Origin of the sequence: Exiguobacterium sp. SH3S1, from assembly GCF_004337105.1 — a bacterium.
GTDB classification, from domain to species: domain Bacteria; phylum Bacillota; class Bacilli; order Exiguobacteriales; family Exiguobacteriaceae; genus Exiguobacterium; species Exiguobacterium aurantiacum_A.
Genome location: NZ_SJUW01000005.1, coordinates 76,482 through 94,903, shown reverse-complemented (window position 1 = coordinate 94,903; position 18,422 = coordinate 76,482). Strand labels below are relative to the sequence as shown.

Sequence of the window (18,422 nt, the reverse complement as noted above, 5' to 3'; positions counted from 1 at the left end):
TCGTAAAAGGATGACTGGAAAGAAAGGGAGTGACGAGATGCGAGTCGTCATTTATTGTCGCGTATCGACGAACAAGTCAACTCAGGAAACCTCGCTCACGAGGCAAGAAGCGGAATTGTTACAGATGGCCAAACGTCTCGATGCGGAAGTAATCGATGTGATCACTGAACAAGAGAGCGGTTTCGAGGTCAATCGGACGGGTCTGCTCGATTTGTTAGAGCATGTATCGGCGTCAAAGCTCGATGCCGTGCTCGTGAGCGATGACAGTCGCCTCGGCCGGGGGAATGCAAAAATCGCCATCTTGCATACGCTCATGAAGCATAACGTCCGGCTGTTGACGATGCAGTCGTCCGATGAATACGTCGTCTCCGACGCCGAAAAGATGGTGCTTGAGATTGTCAGCGTCGTCGAGGAGTATCAACGGAAGATTCATAACGCCAAGATATCGCGCGGCATGCGCCGGGCGGTCGCGAACGGCTTCAACCCGCAACGCAACATTCAGCACCATGACCAAGGTGGGAGGAGCCGGATCGAAGTGCCGATCGAGGAGATCGTCCAACTTCGGGAGCGGGGGCTCACCTTCGCTGAAATCGCGGCCACGCTCCGCGGATTCGGCTACGAAGTCTCGAAAGCGACTGTGAACCGTCGCTATTTGGAACATGTGGCAGTGCCAGAAACTTGATTCCTGCGCCCTGATTTTGTACAGTAGAACTACAAATTCAGTAGAGAGGGGGCGAACCTCATGTTAGCACCCGAACAATTGGAGCGGATTAACTTCCTCGCCAACAAGGCAAAGACAGACGGCTTGTCACAACAAGAGATGGACGAGCAACAAGCGTTACGTCAACAATATTTAAAAGCGTTCCGTCAATCGTTCAAATCCCAGATGATGGGCATGAAAGTCGTCGATCCGGAAGGCAACGACGTGACACCAGAAAAACTAAAAGACGAACAGAACCGACACCGTTCTGAATGAACTCGAATGCACATCCTATTTCGTATAGGATGTGCATGTTTGTTATACACGAAGCTCGATAAGGTTCGACCATTCCCTCGAAAACAGACGTATGGAAGTAAACGATTCCAACCAATGTGACATACTATTTAATTAGTTGTGACACACGATTGAGTGTGCTAAAATATGACGGGTAGAAACTTTCTTAACAACAGAGAGGATGAAATTAGTGGAAACAACTACTAAAGAATTATTAGCGATTAACTCGATTCGGACGCTCTCGATTGATGCTGTCCAACAAGCGAACTCAGGTCACCCAGGTATGCCGATGGGTGCGGCCCCGATGGCGTTCACGCTTTGGACAGACAAAATGCGTCACAACCCGAAAAACCCGAACTGGTTCAACCGCGATCGGTTCGTCCTTTCAGCGGGACACGGTTCGATGCTGTTGTACTCGCTGCTTCACTTGTCTGGTTACGACCTTTCACTCGACGACATCAAGTCGTTCCGTCAAATGGACTCGAAGACGCCAGGACACCCTGAGTATCGTCACACTGCAGGTGTAGACGCAACGACGGGACCACTCGGCCAAGGGATTGCGATGGCTGTAGGTATGGCGATGGCTGAAAAACATTTGGAAGCAACATACAACCGCGATGAGTTCAACGTGGTCGACCACTATACGTTCGGGATCTGTGGAGACGGTGACTTGATGGAAGGTGTGTCGGCCGAGGCTGCCTCGCTCGCCGGTCACTTGAAACTCGGGAAACTCGTCGTCTTGTATGATTCAAACGACATCTCGCTTGATGGCGACCTTCATAAGTCGTTCTCGGAAAGCGTAGAAGATCGGTTCAACGCTTACGGATGGCAAGTCATTCGCGTCGAGGATGGAACGGACATCGATACGATCGCCAAAGCGATCGACGAGGCGAAAGCTGAGACGTCGAAACCGACGATGATTGAAGTGAAGACCGTCATCGGTTTCGGTTCACCGAATAAATCAGGTAAATCAGCATCACACGGCGCTCCACTTGGAGAAGCAGAGATCGAACTCACGAAACAGTTCTATAAATGGGAAGGCGAGACGTTCTACGTCCCGAACGAAGTGTACGACTTGTTCAACGATAAAGTCGTTGAGCCTGGCGCTAAAGCTGAGTCGGATTGGAACGAACTCGTCGCAGCCTACAAATCGGCTCATCCTGAGCTCGGTGCTCAGTTCGAACGTGCGATGAACAACGAACTTCCTGAAGGTTGGGATAGCGAGTTGCCGACGTTTGAAATCGGGTCGAAAAAAGCGACGCGCCAAACGAGCGGAGAAGTCTTGAACGCGATCGCAAAAGCGGTACCGACATTGTTCGGGGGATCGGCTGACCTCGCCGGCTCGAACAACACGATGATTAAAGGCGCTGCTGACTTCGACGAAGATCCGGCCGGCCGTAACATCTGGTTCGGTGTCCGTGAATTCGCAATGGCGGCAGCTGTCAACGGGATGGCGCTTCACGGTGGCGTACTTCCTTATGGCGCAACGTTCTTCGTCTTCTCGGATTACCTCCGCCCAGCGGTCCGTCTCGCTGCACTCATGGGAATCCCGTCGACATTCGTCTTGACGCATGACTCGATCGCAGTCGGTGAAGACGGTCCGACGCACGAACCGGTCGAGCACTTGATGAGCTTCCGGGCGATGCCGAACTTGTCAGTTCTCCGTCCGGCAGACGGAAAAGAGACGATCGCCGCTTGGAAACAAGCGATCACGACGACGTCAGCTCCGTCACTTCTCGTCTTGACGCGTCAAGCGTTGCCAGAACTCGCAGGAACATCTGTCGAAGACGCGGCAAAAGGTGCCTATGTCGTCGCAGGTGACTCGAGCGAAGCGGACGTCCTTCTTCTCGGTACAGGCTCAGAAGTCCACGTCCTCGTCGAAGCACGTGAACAACTCGCTTCTGAAGGCGTGAACGCTGCTGTCGTCTCAATGCCGTCATGGGAACTGTTCGAAGCCCAATCGGCAGAGTACAAAGAATCAGTTCTTCCTTCGTCGATCACGAAGCGCGTCTCGCTTGAAGCGGGTGCGACGCTCGGATGGTACAAGTACGTCGGATTCGGCGGTAAAGTGCTTGGAATCGACAAGTTCGGTGCCTCGGCTCCTGGGGACCTCCTCATGAAAGAGTACGGCATGTCTGTCGAGAATGTCATCGACGCTGTCAAATCACTATAATTGTCATTAAAAACGTGTGATGGCCTAGCAATGTCTAGGTCATCACTTTTTTTTCTGACGACTAGCGAATTAGCGTAATATAGTGTATAGTAAAAAACGATGTTTCATATGGTAGAGGAGGTAAAACCTTGAGTACATTATTTTGGATTCTTCTTGTCGTGGCAGCACTCATCGGGGGTATCGCGATCGGATTCTTCATCGCTCGTAAATACATGATGAACTACCTTGAACAGAACCCACCAATCAACGAAGACATGATTCGTACGTTAATGATGCAGATGGGTCAAAAACCGTCACAGAAAAAAGTCAACCAAGTGATGCGTGCCATGAACGTTCAAGCGAAGAACGAAAAAAAATCATAATGAGTCACCGAAGCACTTCGCACCCGCGAAGTGCTTTTTTTTATTCATCTTTTGTTCGACAATCGAACAAACTTTCGCTACCATAAATGAATAGTCTTATTTCAAGATATAGGGGGCGTTTCAGATTCGTGTATTTAAACAATTAGCTTGGTTCTTCAGGCTCGAATGGCGGACGTATGCAGTCGGTATCGTCTTGCTCATGTTTGTCGCCGCACTCGAGCTCATACCGCCGCGCATCATCGGCCGAGTCATCGATGGGATGAACCAAGGTTCGCTCGAAGCGGACTTGCTGTGGATGCTGCTAGGCGGGCTTGCGGCTGTCGGGATCGGAAACTATGTGGCGCGCTTTTTTTGGCGCTATTTCATTTTCGGGGCCTCGATCCGGCTCGGACGCCTGCTCCGGAGCCAACTATATCGTCACTTCACGGATTTGGATCAACGGTTTTATAAAAAGTCGCGTGTCGGCGATTTGATGGCGCACGCGACGAACGATGTCCAGGCTGTCTCGACGACGGCGGGGGCGGGTATTTTGACGCTCGTCGACAGTGTGACGATGGGTACGTTCGTCATCATCACGATGGTGACGACGATCAGCTGGAAGCTGACGGTCGTCGCTTTACTGCCGCTGCCGATCATGGTTATTTTGACGACACGATATGGAAAGATGCTCCATAGCAGGTTCGGTGTCGCTCAAGCGGCATTTTCCGAATTGAATGACAAGGTTCAGGAGAGCGTGAGTGGGATTCGCGTCTTGAAATCGACCGGGGAAGTCGACCACGACGTCGAATCGTTCGAGAAGTTGTCAGATGAAGTCATGGCAAAAAACGTCCGCGTCGCTAAAATTGACGCTTTGTACGACCCGACAATCTTCGGGATCGTCGGATTATCTTACATATTGTCGATCGGCTACGGGGCCTATTTGATCGAACAAGGCGAGCTCACGATCGGTCAAATCGTCAGTTTTACTGCTTATCTTAGTCTGCTCACTTGGCCGATGCTCGCTTTCGGTTGGTTGTTCAATATCGTCGAACGTGGTCGTGCTTCGTACGACCGGATCGAGCGCATGCTCGCCATCAAGCCAGAGATCCAAGACGATCCGATGGCGGCGACGAAACTGGATCATTCCGAGCTCGAGGCGGATATCGGTTCGTTCCGTTATGACGATACGACCGTGCTGCGTGATGTCACATTCCGGATCGAGCGCGGCAAGACACTCGGGATTGTCGGTCGGACCGGTTCTGGTAAGACGACGATCGTTCGATTGTTGACCCGGGAATATGACGTGACCGACGGTAAAATTAAAATCGGCGGCGTCAATGTTCGTCAAGTCAAAAAATCACTTCTACTAGATAAAGTCGCCCTCGTCCCGCAAGACCACTTCCTGTTCTCGGATTCGATTGCGAGCAATATCGCCTTCGGAAAACCGGAAGCAAAAATGGATGAGATCATGGCGGCTGCCAAGATCGCCGAAGTGCATGACGATATCATGCGGCTGCCGGAAGGGTATGCCACGCTCGTCGGTGAACGCGGCGTGACACTCTCGGGGGGACAGAAGCAACGTATCTCGATTGCCCGGGCGCTCATGATCGAGGCCGATCTCTTGATCCTTGATGACGCGTTGTCCGCCGTCGATGCGAAGACGGAAGAAGCTATCATCGAACATTTCCGTGTCGGCAATCCGGAGCAATCTCGATTGATCGTCGCCCACCGTCTGTCGGCAGTGGAGCATGCCGATGAGATTCTCGTACTCGCTGATGGCCAAGTCATTCAGCGGGGCCGACACAACGATCTCATTCGAGAACCGGGCTGGTACAAAGAAACGTACGACCGCCAACAACTTGAGGCGATCGTGGAAGGAGGGGGCCACCATGAAGCATGATATTCAAGAATGGGCGGTCATCAAGCGGTTATTGGCCTATACGAAACGATACGGCCGGCCGCTCAGCCTCGCCTTCGTCTTTTTGCTTCTTGCGACGGGAGCGAAGCTTGCCGGACCGTTTTTAATCAAAGTGTTCATCGATGAGTTCGTGACACCGGGCGTCTATCCGACGAATTGGGTCGTCACGCTGCTCGTCGTCTATATGGTGTTACACATCTCGGCCGTCATCTTCGACTATTTACAATCGATTGCGTTTCAGAAGATCGCCCTTAAAATCGTCCAAAATATTCGAATGGACATCTTCCGTCATGTGATGGGGCTGCGTCTCGCCTATTTCGACCGGACGCCAGCGGGTGTGCTCGTCTCCCGGATCACGAACGACACGGAAGCGGTGAAAGAGTTGTACGTCGGCGTGATGAGCACGTTCGTCCAGTCGGGCGTTCAATTGCTCGGGACGTACATCTTCCTGTACATTTTAGAGCCGACGCTCGCCACGATCGGGCTCGTCCTCCTCCCGTTGTTTTGGCTCATCATTTGGGCGTATCGCCGGTACTCGACTAAATATTTTGCCCAAGTCCGTGATTTGTTATCGCAACTGAACGCGCAGTTGAGCGAGTCGATCAACGGGATGGGAATCGTTCAACAGTTCCGTCAAGAAGAGCGTCTCGTCCGTCAGTTCGAAGCGACGAACGAGGCGCATCAAGAAGCGCGGTTCAAGAACTTGAAGCTCGATAGTATGTTGCTCCGCCCGATCATCGAGCTATTGCTTGCGTTCTCGATCATCGGTTTGCTCGGTTACTATGGCTTCCTGTCAATGACGGAACAAGTTCAAGTCGGGGTCGTCTATGCGTTCATCAGTTATATCGAGCGCATTTTCCGCCCCGTGCTCGATATCATGCAACGGCTGAGTGAATTCCAACAAGCGGTCGTCTCGGCAGACCGCGTCTTCAAAGTGCTCGACACCGATGAACCGGCGCCAGGAAAAAGTCTTTCCGGCGAGGCAGCGATCGGGGCAGGAGAAGTTCGGTTTGACGATGTCACGTTCAGTTATGACGGGGAAGTCGATGTTTTGAAGAACATCTCATTCGTCGCCAAGCCGGGTGAGACGGTCGCGCTCGTCGGTCACACGGGGAGCGGGAAAAGTTCGATCATCAACTTGCTCACTCGGTTTTACCCGTACGAAGGTGGACAGATCACCATCGACGGACACCCGCTCGAACAGTTCGAGGAAGTGGAACTTCGCGATAAGATCGGTCTCGTCTTGCAAGACCCGTTCCTGTTCAGCGGCACGATCGAAGATAATTTAAAATTGTTCAATCCGACAGTTAATTCCGATAAAGTTCGCCAGTCGGCGGAATTTGTCCAAGCCAATACGTTCATCGAAAAACTCGAGATGGGATATGGCCACGCAGTCGGTGAACGGGGGGCGACGTTCTCGAGCGGGGAACGGCAACTGCTCGCCTTCGCCCGAACGGTCGCCCGTGATCCGAAAATACTGATTTTGGACGAGGCGACGAGCTCGATCGATACGGAGACAGAGGAGCGGGTACAGTTCGCGCTCGACCGGATGCGTCGTGGACGAACGACGATCGCGATCGCCCACCGCTTGTCGACGATTCAGGATGCCGACTTGATTCTTGTCTTACATCGCGGCGAAATCGTCGAACGGGGCAATCATCAGGCCTTATTGAAGCATGATGGATTGTACAAAAAAATGTACGAGTTACAGTCAGGACAACGTCTGATGTCATAATTTACAAAGGACACCCGTGGGGGTGTCCTTTTTCCATGGAAAAAGCTCGCCACTAGAAAGTGACGAGCTGGAGTTGATGATTAATTTAAGTTGTCTGCTAGGTGTTTGGAAAGGACGTGAGACGTGATTAACGTGTCTAGCTCTTGGCTGACATGAATCACTTCTGGAGACGTCCAACTGTACTGCGAGGCGATTTCATACAGTTCATCGCGTTTTCGTTCAATGGCATAGTGTAAGGTTTCAGCTGTGATGACCGCCACGGTATTTCCCCCATCATATTAAAATAGAACCTAGTGAAGTAGAATATCCAAATCTTAGCATTCAACACTACACATCACAAGTTACATTTCCATTTCAATGATTACAAAATCGGACGAAGTGGACGGAGAAAAGATGCGAGCATTTTGAAATGGTTTTCGCTATAATGGGGCTGAAAGGTGGAAAAACGCATGGAAGTCACTTTATGGCTCGCTTTTGGGGCGGGCGTCTTGTCTTTTTTATCACCGTGTACGCTGCCGCTCTATCCGGTCTTTTTATCGTATATCACAGGGGTATCTGTCTCTGACTTGAAAAGCGAAGGGCTCCGGCAACGGACGGCTTGGTTTCATACGTTCTCATTCTTATTCGGATTCTCGATCGTCTTTCTCGTCCTCGGGTTATCTACTTCGTTGATCGCCGACTTCTTCATTCAATTTAAAGATAGTCTACGCATGTTCGGAGCAATCCTTATTTTTGTGTTCGGGGTCTTTTTAGCAGGGATATGGCAACCGCGCTTCATGATGCGCGAGAAGAAGCTCGCACTTGGAGAACGGAAGAGCGGATATTTCGGGACCGTGTTGATCGGAATCGGATTCGCAGCCGGATGGACGCCGTGCACAGGACCGATTCTCGCCGGGGTGATCGCACTCGCTGCGTCTAACCCGAGCCAAGGCATGGGGTATATGCTCGCTTACGTCATCGGATTCTCGATCCCGTTTCTCGTCATGGCCGGTTTCGTCGGTAAAATCCAATACTTGGCGCGCAACAGCGCGAAAGTAACAAAGTTCGGAGGCTATTTGATGATGGCTTTCGGAGTCGTATTATATTTTGATGGAATGAACCGCTTCGCTGCCTGGATGAGCGAATTAGTGGGATTCACCGGATTCTAAAGGGGCTGACCATATGTCGATATTTTGGGGATCGACTCTCGTCGCATTGCTGATGGGGGTCATCGCGAGTTTCGTTCGCGTGAAGGCATCGGCCCGACCGACGAATGCGAAAAAAATCTTGATTCCACCGCTCGCGATGTCGACAGGCATGCTGCAATTTGTAGTGCCGGCTTTTCGTCTGACTTGGCTCGAAGTCGGTGAGGCGCTTGTCGTAGGCTTGATTTTCAGTATCTTTTTGATCAAGACGTCCAATTTTGAAAAACGTGATGGTGAGGTTTATTTATCCCGCTCGAAAGCGTTTTTCATCGTCGTCTTCGCCTTACTCGCGATCCGGACGGTCATGAAAGCGTTCCTCGGCGATGAGGTCAACATTTTCGCGACGGGCGGCTTGTTCTATTTGATCGCTTGGGGCATGATTGTGCCATGGCGGATCGCCATGTATCAAAAATATAAGCGCATCGCGACGACATAAACAACGGCGTACCTCGAGCGAGGTACGCCGTTGTTTTCAGTTTGAGCGTTTGGCCATGGCGACTTCGGTCTTGGCATCGATCCCGGTGTTCGCTTTCACAAGAATCCGTTCGAAGTTTCCGACGGCCTCGTCCGACTTCGTCAAATATGTCCCGACGATGGCAGCAAGGAAACCGAGCGGGATCGACACGATGCCCGGGTTCGTCAGCGGGAACAACGCTGCGCCGACGAAGATGGCTGAGCCGTCCGGTGCCCATAGGTTCGGACTGATTGCGACGAGGAAGAGCGACGAGAACAACCCGACGACCATCCCGAAGATGGCTCCGCCCGTATTGAAGCGTCGCCAGTAGATCGTGAACAAAATGACCGGCAAGTTCGCGCTCGCCGCGACCGCGAAAGCGAGCGAGACGAGAAACGCGACGTTCATCGATTGGGCGAAGAAAGCGAGTCCCATCGAGACGATCGCGACGGCGATCGAGGCGATCCGTGCGGCCAAGACTTGTTCTTTCTCCGTCGCTTCACCTTTTCTGACGATGTGCCCGTAAAAGTCGTGGGCAAAAGCCGATGCCGCCGACAAGACGAGTCCGGCGACGACGGCAAGAATCGTCGCGAATGCGATCGCTGCCACGAAGGCAAACAATAAGTCGCCGCCGAGTACTTGCGCGAGGAGCGGTGCGGCCATGTTACCAGCTGGGTTCGCCGCGATGATGGCGTCTGACCCGACGAAGGCGGCAGCGCCGAAACCGAGGAAGATCGTGAGGATGTAAAACGCTCCGATGATCCAAGTCGCGTAGACGACGGATTGACGCGCGGTCGGTGCGTCCTTGACCGTGAAGAAACGGATGAGAATATGCGGCAGCCCGGCCGTCCCGAGGACGAGCGCCAAGTTCAACGAGATCGTATCGAGCGGAAGTTTGAATTTGTTACCCGGATTCAAGAAGCTTTCCCCGAGCGGTGTCGCTTTGCTGACTTCGGAGAACATGTTGAGCACTGAGAAATCAAATCTCGCGAACACGAGAAACGAGATGATCGCCGTCCCGATCATCAAGAGCACCGCTTTCGTAATCTGGACCCAAGACGTCGCCGTCATGCCGCCGAAGACGACGTAAACGGTCATCAACAAGCCGACAACGACGACACTCGTCGTGTAAGGGATGCCGAGCAGGAGCTCGATGAGCGCACCGGCGCCAACGAGCTGGGCAATCATGTAGAAAATCGAAATGACGATCGCGTTCATCGCTGCGACCCCGCGGACGCGCGGCTTGTTGAATCGGGCAGCGATCATGTCGGCCATCGTGTACTTGCCGAGGTTACGAAGCGGTTCGGCGACGAGGTATAAGACGACCAGATAAGCGACGAGGAAACCGATCGAATAAAAGAAACCGTCAAATCCGGCGAGTGCGATCATCCCGGCGATGCCGAGGAATGAGGCGGCCGACATGTAGTCCCCGGCAATGGCGAGCCCGTTTTGAAAACCGGTCAAGCCGCCGTCGGCCGTATAGAAGTCACTCGCCGTCTTCGTCTTGCGGGCGGCGAAGAACGTGATCACGAGCGTCAAGCCGACAATGGCGAGGAACAAGAGAATGGCTGTCCAGTTCATCGTCCGTCCTCCTCTTGCTTGATTTTCTCGACGAACTTGTCAAAGCGACGAGCACGGCGGCTATACAAAACGCAAAACGTCCACGTCATGAAGAACTGGGCGAAAGCAAGGACCCAGGCCCAAGTGATATCCCCAGCCGCAGGGATGTTGAGGAACGTGAAATAGCTCGTAGAGATGGGGAGCGTGAAATAGAAGATAAGGGAAAAGATGATGGACGGAAGAATGAAACGGTTTTTTTCTCGCATCAGTTGGTGGAATGTGGCACTTTCGACGATTGATTCGGCAGAACGTGTACTTTCCGTACGCGTGGCTTGCGTGACGTCATGCATCGGTGGACCTCCTCGGTAATCAAGATAGCTACATTATAGAAACGGTACGAAAGGAAAAGCTATCCATTTTTTATTCGTTATTATCCATTTATTATACTAATATTGGTCATACCAATTAAATGTAAGCGTTCTCTATATTGTCTATAATTTGAACTATATACAAGAATACTAAAAAGAAGACAAAAAGGTACTTTAGACCTAGTAACCGTATGTCACATATTGGCGAACGTGCATCAAAAAATGAGCCCCGTGGAATCCAGGGGCTCACTGTTGGAAATAACGTTTATAAGTCATCCAATCGATTTGCTCTTCTTCGAGCGCTTTCTTCAAAAACTTGTGGTCCCGCTTCGGTGTGGCGGCGATATATCCTTTGACGACGAGTTCCGTCGTCATCACTTTCGCTCTCGATTCGAGCGCGAACTGTCCGATCTTGCCGGCAATCTTGCGAATGGCGACATCGCGGAACAGCTCAGGCACTGGCGTGACGAGCCGATCGAGTAGCGTCCGTGTCTCGGGTGTCCACAGGTGGCGTGTCTTCGCGATGTAATCGTCCTCGATATCTAGGAGAGAGCGGCCGTCTTCTTTCGGCATCCGTTTTAAAAACTTACGGAACATGAAGTATCCGCCGATCGTCATCAACCCGATCATCACAAATCCCCAGAAGACAATGAAATACATCATCAAGTTTTCTGGCATCGTCTTTCCCCCGTTCTTTCATTTCACAATCATTCAAGCTTAGTATACAAAAAAGACCGCGAATACAAAAGCATGAGCATCCCATAATGATGGACGAAACGACGCCGTTTCGTTAGAATAGAGAGCGTTGCAGTCAGAAATGAGAATGAATTTGAAAGTCTGGAAAGGAAAGGACTCTATATGAATCAATTAAAACAAGAAGTAGAGAAACGCCGCATTTTCGGCATCATCTCCCACCCGGATGCCGGTAAGACGACACTCACGGAGAAATTGCTCTTACACGGGGGAGCGATCCGCGAGGCGGGAACGGTCAAAGCCCGCAAAAATTCAAAACACGCCAAGTCCGATTGGATGGAGATCGAGAAGCAACGGGGCATCTCTGTCACGTCGTCTGTCATGCAGTTCGTCTATCGCGACAAGGTCGTCTCGATCATGGACACGCCGGGTCACAACGACTTCGGAGAAGACACGTACCGCGTCTTGACGTCTGTCGACAGTGCGGTCATGGTCATCGATGCCGCCAAAGGGATCGAGACACAGACGAAGAAATTATTCCAAGTCTGTCGTATGCGTGGTATTCCGATCTTCACGTTCATGAACAAGTTGGACCGTCAGGCGAAAGATCCGCTCGAGCTCATGGAAGAACTTGAAGAAGTGCTCGGTATGCCTTCGGTCGCCGTCACATGGCCAATCGGCAGCGGGATGCAGTTCGAAGGTGTGTTCGATCGTATCAAGAACGAGATCCACTTGTTCCGTGGCGAGAAAGGCAAGCTCACGTTGAACGAGGACGGGGTCAACGATCCTGTGCTCGCCGACTACTTGACAGAAGAAAACTTGACGAACTTGCGCGACGAGATCGACCTGTTAGACGGTGCCGGCAACGACATCGACGTCGAGGCGATCCAATCAGGTAAGCTGACACCTGTCTTCTTCGGTACGGCGCTCGTCGACTTCGGGGTGACATCGTTCTTAGACCACTACCTCGACATGTCGCCGGCCCCAGAGGCCCGTAAATCGAACGTCGGTCCGATCGACCCGACGTCTGAAGACTTCAGCGGTTTCGTCTTCAAGATTCAAGCGAACATGAACCCGGCCCACCGTGACCGCATCGCCTTCGTCCGCATCTGTTCGGGTGTGTTCGAACGGGGAATGGACGTCACGTTGACGCGGACCGGCAAGAAAATCAAACTGAGTCAATCGACGCAGTTGATGGCCAACGACCGGGAGACTGTCGATAAGGCGTTTGCCGGTGACGTCATCGGGATCTACGATTCTGGGACGTACCAGATCGGTGACACGATCACGACGTCGAAGCAAAAGATCGCGTTCGAGGCGTTGCCGACGTTCCCGCCGGAATTGTTCATGCGCGTCTCGCCGATCAACTCGCTCAAGTCGAAACACTTCCACAAAGGTGTCGAGCAACTCGCCCAAGAAGGAGCGATCCAAGTGTACCGCAACGAGTATAACGAGATTTATCTCGGCGCGGTCGGTCAACTCCAGTTCGAGGTGTTCGAATATCGTCTCAATAACGAGTACGGGGTCGACATCCGGATGGAGCCGGTATCGTACAGTGTCGCTCGCTGGGTGAAGGACAAAGAATTGAAGGCGCTCAAGCCGTTCCAAGACTCACGAAACATGCTCGTGACCGACCGTTGGGAACGCCCTGTGTTCTTGTTCGCCAACGAGTTCACGTTTGACCGTTTCAAAGAACGCTATGAAGATGAGTTGACGCTCGTCGACGCACTCGATGTCAATGTCGAGATCGGTGCCGAATAAGCTAGATTGTAAAGACGGCCTTAGATGGCCGTCTTTTTTCGTGTTTTGAGACGATCAGAGCAATTGATAAGTTTTACTTATGACTAATTTGTGACGGAATGTATTTTACGTCACGCTATAGTTGTATTATGATAAACATGTGATAAGTAAGCGATTACGGCAACTGCTGTGGTCGTCGCTTTCAAAAAGGGGGAAATTGTATGGAACAGACGAACGTAGTAGACGCTTTTTCATCTCGGACACAGTTCGAGGTCAACGGACAAGCGTACGATTATTACCGGCTTAAAAAGTTAGAGGAAGAAGGGGTGACGGAACTCAGTCGCCTCCCGTACTCGATTCGTGTCTTGCTCGAGTCGGTTTTGCGTCAACAAGACGGCCGTGCCATCACGAAGGAACATGTCGAGAACTTGGCAAAATGGGGTACTGCCGGCGTCTCGAAAGACATTGACGTACCGTTCAAACCGGCTCGCGTCGTCTTGCAAGATTTCACGGGTGTCCCGACGGTCGTCGACCTCGCTTCACTTCGTAAAGCGATGGCTGACCTTGGTGGCGACCCGAACAAGATCAACCCGGAAATCCCGGTCGATCTCGTCGTCGACCACTCGGTCCAAGTCGATGCCTACGGATTCGCCGGCGCGCTCATGAAAAACATGGACATCGAGTTCGAGCGGAACGAAGAGCGTTACAAATTCTTGCGTTGGGCTCAGACGGCGTTTGACAACTACCGTGCCGTACCACCGGCGACGGGAATCGTCCACCAAGTCAACCTCGAGTACTTGGCGTCGGTCGTGCTTGAAAAGAATGATGGGACAGGTAATGTCGCGTATCCAGATTCACTCGTCGGAACGGATTCGCACACAACCATGATCAACGGACTCGGTGTCCTCGGCTGGGGCGTCGGCGGAATCGAAGCCGAAGCGAGCATGCTCGGACAACCGTCATACTTCCCGGTACCAGACGTCGTCGGCGTCAAAATCATCGGTGAGGTCAACCCAGGTGTCACAGCGACAGACGTCGCGCTCGTCGTGACCGAGATGCTCCGTAACGAGAAAGTCGTCGGTAAGTTCGTCGAGTTCTTCGGACCGTCACTCCACACGATGCCGCTCTCTGACCGGGCGACGATCGCCAACATGGCGCCTGAGTACGGGGCGACTTGCGGCTTCTTCCCGGTCGATACGGAAACGTTGAACTACATGCGTACGACAGGACGCTCAGAAGAGTTGATCGACCTCGTCGAGGCGTACTCAAAAGCGAACGACATGTTTTACACACCTGATCAAGCCGATCCGGCGTTCACAAAGACGCTCACACTCGACTTGTCTAAAGTAGAACCTTCACTCGCAGGCCCGAAACGTCCGCAAGATCGCATCAACTTGTCTGACTTGCATACGGCGTTCATCGACAGCTTGAGCGCACCGGCCGGGCACAGCGGCTTCGGTCTCGACCGTGCCGAGCTCGACAAGAAAGCTGCCATCCATTATGAGGATGGACCGGTCGACATGCAGACGGGTGACGTCGCGATCGCGGCGATCACGAGCTGTACGAACACGTCGAACCCTTACGTCATGGTCGGCGCTGGCCTCGTGGCCAAGAAAGCCGTCGAGCGTGGACTCACAGTACCGAAATACGTGAAGACGTCGCTCGCCCCGGGCTCGAAAGTCGTTACTGACTACCTCGATAAAGCCGGACTCACGACGTACCTCGACCAGCTCGGGTTCAACACGGTCGGTTACGGCTGTACGACATGTATCGGGAACTCTGGGCCGCTCGACCGCGAAGTCGAAGAGACGATCACGTCGAACGACTTGCTCGTGTCGTCCGTGCTCTCGGGTAACCGTAACTTCGAAGGCCGCGTCCATCCGCTCGTCAAAGCGAACTTCTTGGCGTCACCGCCACTCGTCGTCGCTTACGCGCTCGCAGGATCGGTCAACTTCGACATCATGAACGAATCATTCGGGACGGATAAAGACGGCAACGAAGTCTTCTTCAAAGACATCTGGCCGTCAAACGATGAGATCAAGATGGTCGTTCAAGACGTCGTCTCGCCGGAAGCGTTCCGTAAAGAGTACGACACGGTGTTCACAGGCAACGAACGTTGGAACGCACTCGCCGTCCCAGAAGGTAACTTGTACGACTTCTCGGACGATTCGACGTACATCCAAAACCCGCCGTTCTTCGAAAACCTCGAACCGGAAGCGGGCGTAGTGCTCCCACTCAATGGTCTTCGTGTCATCGGGAAGTTCGCCGATTCGGTGACGACTGACCACATCTCGCCGGCAGGAGCGTTCTCGAAGACGACACCAGCTGGGCAATACCTGCAGTCGAAAGGCGTCGCACCGCTCGACTTCAACTCATACGGGTCGCGTCGTGGTAACCACGAAGTGATGATGCGCGGTACGTTCGCGAACATTCGCATCCGTAACCAAGTCGCGCCTGGCACAGAAGGCGGATACACGACGTACTGGCCGACAGGTGAGATCATGCCGATGTATGATGCGGCTATGAAATATAAAGAGCAAGGCACAGGTTTGATCGTGCTCGCCGGAAACGACTACGGCATGGGCTCGTCGCGTGACTGGGCAGCCAAAGGTACGAACCTGCTCGGCATTCGTGCCGTCATCGCCCAAAGTTTCGAACGGATTCACCGTTCAAACCTCGTCATGATGGGTGTGTTACCGCTCCAGTTCATGGACGGGGAGTCTGCGGAATCACTCGGACTGACAGGCGAAGAGGCACTTGATATCCAAGTCGATGAGTCGGTACGTCCGCGCGATATTTTGAACGTCACGGCCACGCATGAAAATGGCACGGTGACAGCGTTCAAAGTCGTCGCCCGCTTCGACTCGGAAATTGAGATCGACTACTACCGTCACGGCGGGATCCTCCAGATGGTCCTCCGTAACAAATTGAAGTAAGCGTCAGACCTTCCTTTGAAAAAAGGAAGGTTTTTTTCGTGAATGTGCGAATATAAGGTGAGAGGATAACAGATATCGGGAAAGGAACGGGGAGAGGGGGGAGTGTATGGAACGACAAACAAGGTCAGGAAAAAATTGGTGGCAGCGTCTGACGCAAAAAGAAGAAGTAGTGGAGCAAGAAGTCGATATCACGTTGCCGCAACTGCGGGAAGCCATCCATGAGTACGAACAGACATTGCCGAAAGGGGTCAACCGGACGGTACTGTTGGACGAGTCCCAAGAAATCGACCTTGGACGCTTGAAACGTCATTTGCCAGGCAAGCCAAGACAGCGGTTTTACATGTCAAAAGAGACGTTCCACATCGCCCCGGAGGACGAACGTGACGTCGTCTATGAGATGGACCAGGTGCAGCGGGCGCTCGACTTATATTTCGAACAAGAAAAAAAGTTACCGTTACGCAAATTCCAACAGTCGGCGCAACTTGATTTGACACGTCTGCGTGAAGGCGGCTATTTGAAAGTGTTGCCGAAACGACCCTATTATGTCGTCGATGAGACGTTGATTGTATCGTTAGAACCGAAGCCGACCGAGTGACGAGATTACATCGTCACTTTTTTCATCGTGACACGAGCGAACACGTTTTCGGGTTGTGCCGAGATTGTAAACTGTGTTAGGGTGGAAAACGTATATGAAAATAAGAGAATTAAATAGGAGTGAGATTATGGAAAGAGAAAGTCGAGTGACGACCGTATTTATCGTATCAGCCATCATTACGGTCCTCTTTACGATTTGGGGAATCTTCCCTGAGCGTTGGCTCGGAAACACAAGCTTGATCAACGTGACGACGAAACTGCAAGGTTTGCTCTCGAACGGGATGGGCTGGTTCTACCTGCTCAGCGCGACCGGCATTTTACTCGTCGCGATTTTTTTAATCTTTTCGCGCTTCGGGTCGATCCGACTCGGAAAAGATACAGACCGACCGGATTTTGGATATTTAACATGGTTCGCCATGCTGTTCAGCGCCGGGATGGGAATTGGTCTCATCTTCTGGGGAGCGGCGGAACCGTTGCTTCACTTCCACGCGCCACCATTCGAATCGCTGACGCCGGAAGGGAATGCGCGCACGGCGATGCGTTACGCCTTCTTCCATTGGGGCTTCCACCCATGGGCGATTTACGCGATGATCGCTCTCGCCATCGCCTACTCGACGTTCCGCAAAGGGCGTCCGGCGACAATCGGGGAGACGATCGGTTCACTCGTCAACGACCGCTATGAACGTCCGGTCAAACAGACGGTCGACATTTTGGCCGTCGTCGCGACAGTATTCGGGGTCGCGACGTCGCTCGGGTTTGGTGCCAAACAGATTGCTGGTGGGCTTCACTATTTAATTCCGGGCGTACCGAACGCGTTCTCGACGCAGTTGATCATCATCGCTGTCGTGACGGTGCTGTATATGCTCAGCGCTTCGACCGGGCTCGATAAAGGGATTCGCATTCTCAGTAACACGAACATCTTCCTCGCCGTCGTCTTGCTAGTCGCGACGCTCATCGCCGGACCGAGCGCGTTCATCCTCGACTTGTTCACGCAGACGATCGGGACGTACTTGCAACAATTGCCGACGACGAGCTTCCGTACGGGTGCTTTTGAACCGGTCGAGCGTGAGTGGATCAACGGCTGGACGATCTTCTACTGGGCGTGGTGGATCTCATGGTCACCGTTCGTCGGGACGTTTATCGCCCGTGTCTCAAAAGGTCGGACGATTCGCGAGTTCCTCATCGGAATCTTGCTCGTGCCAACGTCGTTCGGACTGCTTTGGTTCTCTGTCTTCGGCGGATCGGCCATTTGGGCTGACTTGTTCGGTGGGGCGAACTTGATCGACACAGTCAACGAGGTTGGAACGGAAGTCGGACTGTTCGCCTTGTTCGAGACGTTCGGTGGATTCGGGACGGTGCTCAGCATCGTCGCCATCTTCTTGATCTCGACGTTCTTCATCACTTCAGCCGACTCGGCAACATATGTGCTCGGGATGCTGACGACAGGAGGGAAACTCATCCCGCCGATGCGGATCAAGTTGATTTGGGGCTTCATCCAATCATCGATCGCAGCCGTGCTCTTGTACGCGGGTGGTCTCGGCGCGCTTCAAGCCGTTGCGATCCTTGTCGCCTTCCCGTTCATCTTCGTGCTGATTCTGATGATAGTCGCCTTGTTCAAGGACTTGGCCGATGAACCGGACGAACGGGATAAGTGGATTGAAAGCTATAAGCGTGATGAAGATAAACTTGGATAACATTAAGGGGTCTCAGTCGAGGCCCTTTTTTTAGTTGT

The 18,422-nt window shown here is 52.6% G+C and carries 16 protein-coding genes; 12 read left to right on the top strand and 4 right to left on the bottom strand.

Annotated features, from left to right (window positions below; translation table 11 throughout):
* The first annotated feature begins 37 nt into the window (after positions 1–37).
* From EVJ26_RS07250 to EVJ26_RS07225, 6 genes are all read left to right on the top strand, one after another.
* Positions 38–682 carry a YneB family resolvase-like protein gene (locus EVJ26_RS07250; protein WP_035386380.1) on the top strand — a complete coding sequence of 215 codons (645 nt, stop codon included), beginning with the start codon at positions 38–40 and terminating at the stop codon, positions 680–682.
* Between the two features lie 60 nt (positions 683–742).
* Positions 743–976, top strand: coding sequence for a DUF896 domain-containing protein (locus tag EVJ26_RS07245; protein WP_070327145.1), 234 nt, complete (start codon positions 743–745; stop codon positions 974–976).
* Between the two features lie 199 nt (positions 977–1,175).
* Positions 1,176–3,167 (top strand): transketolase, encoded by a 1,992-nt coding sequence (gene tkt, locus EVJ26_RS07240; protein ID WP_131467916.1) that lies wholly within the window; start codon positions 1,176–1,178, stop codon positions 3,165–3,167.
* A gap of 128 nt (positions 3,168–3,295) precedes the next feature.
* Entirely contained in the window at positions 3,296–3,529 is a 234-nt protein-coding gene (locus EVJ26_RS07235; RefSeq protein WP_131439735.1) for a YneF family protein, read from the top strand.
* A gap of 124 nt (positions 3,530–3,653) precedes the next feature.
* On the top strand, positions 3,654–5,408 hold the full coding sequence (locus tag EVJ26_RS07230; protein WP_131458800.1) for an ABC transporter transmembrane domain-containing protein: 1,755 nt from the start codon (positions 3,654–3,656) through the stop codon (positions 5,406–5,408).
* Entirely contained in the window at positions 5,398–7,161 is a 1,764-nt protein-coding gene (locus EVJ26_RS07225; RefSeq protein WP_131470171.1) for an ABC transporter ATP-binding protein, read from the top strand. The genes EVJ26_RS07230 and EVJ26_RS07225 overlap by 11 nt, the downstream gene beginning before the upstream one ends.
* Before the next feature lie 80 nt (positions 7,162–7,241).
* Here EVJ26_RS07225 and EVJ26_RS07220 read toward each other — a convergent pair whose 3' ends face one another.
* Positions 7,242–7,421, bottom strand: coding sequence for an aspartyl-phosphate phosphatase Spo0E family protein (locus EVJ26_RS07220; protein ID WP_131458802.1), 180 nt, complete (start codon positions 7,419–7,421; stop codon positions 7,242–7,244).
* Positions 7,422–7,610: 189 nt separating this feature from the next.
* On the opposite strand from EVJ26_RS07220, the gene EVJ26_RS07215 reads away from it, so the two are divergent.
* The gene (locus tag EVJ26_RS07215) at positions 7,611–8,309 is read left to right on the top strand and encodes a cytochrome c biogenesis CcdA family protein (protein ID WP_131470170.1); all 699 of its coding nucleotides are present in this window, start codon (positions 7,611–7,613) and stop codon (positions 8,307–8,309) included.
* Positions 8,310–8,322: 13 nt separating this feature from the next.
* Positions 8,323–8,781: a CcdC family protein gene (locus tag EVJ26_RS07210; protein WP_201738343.1), complete on the top strand. Its 459-nt coding sequence runs from the start codon at positions 8,323–8,325 to the stop codon at positions 8,779–8,781.
* Positions 8,782–8,817: 36 nt separating this feature from the next.
* On the opposite strand, the gene EVJ26_RS07205 is transcribed toward EVJ26_RS07210, so the two are convergent.
* From EVJ26_RS07205 to EVJ26_RS07195, 3 genes are all read right to left on the bottom strand, one after another.
* Positions 8,818–10,380, bottom strand: coding sequence for a solute symporter family protein (locus EVJ26_RS07205; protein WP_131467918.1), 1,563 nt, complete (start codon positions 10,378–10,380; stop codon positions 8,818–8,820).
* Positions 10,377–10,709, bottom strand: a complete 333-nt coding sequence (locus EVJ26_RS07200; RefSeq protein WP_131458804.1) for a DUF485 domain-containing protein — start codon at positions 10,707–10,709, stop codon at positions 10,377–10,379. The genes EVJ26_RS07205 and EVJ26_RS07200 overlap by 4 nt, the downstream gene beginning before the upstream one ends.
* Before the next feature lie 264 nt (positions 10,710–10,973).
* Positions 10,974–11,405, bottom strand: coding sequence for a DUF2621 family protein (locus tag EVJ26_RS07195; RefSeq protein WP_070327153.1), 432 nt, complete (start codon positions 11,403–11,405; stop codon positions 10,974–10,976).
* 180 nt (positions 11,406–11,585) lie between these two features.
* Here EVJ26_RS07195 and EVJ26_RS07190 point away from each other — a divergent pair, with 180 nt between their 5' ends.
* The 4 genes from EVJ26_RS07190 (at position 11,586) to EVJ26_RS07175 (ending at position 18,384) form a co-directional block, all read left to right on the top strand.
* Positions 11,586–13,181, top strand: coding sequence for a peptide chain release factor 3 (locus tag EVJ26_RS07190; RefSeq protein WP_131458805.1), 1,596 nt, complete (start codon positions 11,586–11,588; stop codon positions 13,179–13,181).
* A 200-nt stretch (positions 13,182–13,381) separates the two neighbouring features.
* Complete coding sequence (gene acnA, locus EVJ26_RS07185) at positions 13,382–16,096, top strand: aconitate hydratase AcnA (RefSeq protein WP_131458806.1); 2,715 nt, start codon at positions 13,382–13,384, stop codon at positions 16,094–16,096.
* 106 nt (positions 16,097–16,202) lie between these two features.
* The gene (locus EVJ26_RS07180) at positions 16,203–16,691 is read left to right on the top strand and encodes a DUF3939 domain-containing protein (protein ID WP_083273944.1); all 489 of its coding nucleotides are present in this window, start codon (positions 16,203–16,205) and stop codon (positions 16,689–16,691) included.
* Positions 16,692–16,818: 127 nt separating this feature from the next.
* On the top strand, positions 16,819–18,384 hold the full coding sequence (locus EVJ26_RS07175; RefSeq protein WP_131470169.1) for a BCCT family transporter: 1,566 nt from the start codon (positions 16,819–16,821) through the stop codon (positions 18,382–18,384).
* The last annotated feature ends 38 nt before the right edge of the window (positions 18,385–18,422 follow it).

Coding starts and splice junctions, on each gene's coding strand:
- EVJ26_RS07200 (WP_131458804.1), bottom strand. CDS start 10,709: ATGCATGACGTCACGCAAGCCACGCGTACGGAAAGTACACGTTCTGCC.
- EVJ26_RS07210 (WP_201738343.1), top strand. CDS start 8,323: ATGTCGATATTTTGGGGATCGACTCTCGTCGCATTGCTGATGGGGGTC.
- EVJ26_RS07195 (WP_070327153.1), bottom strand. CDS start 11,405: ATGCCAGAAAACTTGATGATGTATTTCATTGTCTTCTGGGGATTTGTG.
- EVJ26_RS07175 (WP_131470169.1), top strand. CDS start 16,819: ATGGAAAGAGAAAGTCGAGTGACGACCGTATTTATCGTATCAGCCATC.
- EVJ26_RS07250 (WP_035386380.1), top strand. CDS start 38: ATGCGAGTCGTCATTTATTGTCGCGTATCGACGAACAAGTCAACTCAG.
- EVJ26_RS07225 (WP_131470171.1), top strand. CDS start 5,398: ATGAAGCATGATATTCAAGAATGGGCGGTCATCAAGCGGTTATTGGCC.
- EVJ26_RS07190 (WP_131458805.1), top strand. CDS start 11,586: ATGAATCAATTAAAACAAGAAGTAGAGAAACGCCGCATTTTCGGCATC.
- EVJ26_RS07180 (WP_083273944.1), top strand. CDS start 16,203: ATGGAACGACAAACAAGGTCAGGAAAAAATTGGTGGCAGCGTCTGACG.
- EVJ26_RS07245 (WP_070327145.1), top strand. CDS start 743: ATGTTAGCACCCGAACAATTGGAGCGGATTAACTTCCTCGCCAACAAG.
- acnA (WP_131458806.1), top strand. CDS start 13,382: ATGGAACAGACGAACGTAGTAGACGCTTTTTCATCTCGGACACAGTTC.
- EVJ26_RS07215 (WP_131470170.1), top strand. CDS start 7,611: ATGGAAGTCACTTTATGGCTCGCTTTTGGGGCGGGCGTCTTGTCTTTT.
- tkt (WP_131467916.1), top strand. CDS start 1,176: ATGAAATTAGTGGAAACAACTACTAAAGAATTATTAGCGATTAACTCG.
- EVJ26_RS07205 (WP_131467918.1), bottom strand. CDS start 10,380: ATGAACTGGACAGCCATTCTCTTGTTCCTCGCCATTGTCGGCTTGACG.